This window comes from Citrobacter sp. wls613 (assembly GCF_005281195.1).
GTDB lineage: Bacteria > Pseudomonadota > Gammaproteobacteria > Enterobacterales > Enterobacteriaceae > Citrobacter > Citrobacter gillenii.
Genome location: NZ_SZXN01000037.1, coordinates 1,653 through 2,637, shown reverse-complemented (window position 1 = coordinate 2,637; position 985 = coordinate 1,653). Strand labels below are relative to the sequence as shown.

The window sequence follows — 985 nt, the reverse complement described above, 5'->3', positions numbered from 1 at the left end:
CGTTGAACTGGGCCCGGGCCTCTTCAACCTTCAGTGCAGCCATTCTCAAATCACGGTTATTAGTCAGGGCTTCAGTAATCAGCCGGGTGACCTGGGGATCGACAAAAAAGTTACGCCAGCCCGTATCCTGATAGCCATTCACCGCTGGCGTCAGGCTGTTACGGGACAGTGAAAACTGCTGGGGTACCGGTGCTGCCGGACGCTGATATTCAGGCGCCAGAGAGACACAACCAGCCAGAATGAAGATTGTGCTGATGCTGAGTAGTTTTAATTTGAACATATTGCTTCTCGTCCAGGCAGACCTGGTAAATGGTTCAAATGAAGTTCAGAGTATTACCAGGGTTACTTTACAGAATGCACTCTGTTTGTCGGGTGACAGAATAATGACAATGTTGTCATTTTTACGGTAATTCGTTGATTACGATCGTGTGCGCAATAGAATGACATTAGCAGCCAGACGGGGAGCAAGATGAAAATATTGATCGTCGAAGACGAAATTAAAACAGGTGAATATCTCAGCAAAGGGCTTACAGAGGCAGGGTTCGTAGTGGATCACGCTGATAATGGTCTTACCGGATATCATCTCGCCATGACAGCCGAGTATGATTTAGTCATTCTGGACATCATGCTGCCTGATGTGAACGGCTGGGATATCATCCGCATGCTGCGCACTGCCGGAAAGGGTATGCCGGTCTTACTACTGACGGCCCTCGGCACGATCGAACACAGGGTCAAAGGACTGGAACTGGGTGCGGACGATTATCTGGTTAAACCCTTTGCGTTTGCCGAACTGCTGGCCCGGGTGAGAACCCTTCTGAGGCGGGGAAACGCGATGATCACGGAAAGCCAGTTTAGGGTGGCTGATCTCTCGATGGATCTCGTATCCAGAAAAGTCAGTCGCGCCGGAAACCGCATTGTGCTCACCAGTAAAGAGTTCAGCCTGCTGGAATTTTTCATTCGCCATCAGGGCGAGGTTCTTCCCCGT

Annotated in this window: 1 protein-coding gene and 1 pseudogene; one reads left to right on the top strand and one right to left on the bottom strand. The window is 50.3% G+C overall.

The genetic code is table 11. The annotated features are described in order from the left end of the window. Positions 1-280, bottom strand: a pseudogene (locus tag FDX01_RS06320) (hypothetical protein); the annotation flags it as partial. Positions 281-469: 189 nt separating this feature from the next. Between FDX01_RS06320 and silR the strand changes: the two are divergent. After that, positions 470-985, top strand: a 516-nt coding sequence (silR, locus tag FDX01_RS06310; RefSeq protein ID WP_137399443.1) for a copper/silver response regulator transcription factor SilR, incomplete at its 3' end; no start/stop codon positions are given.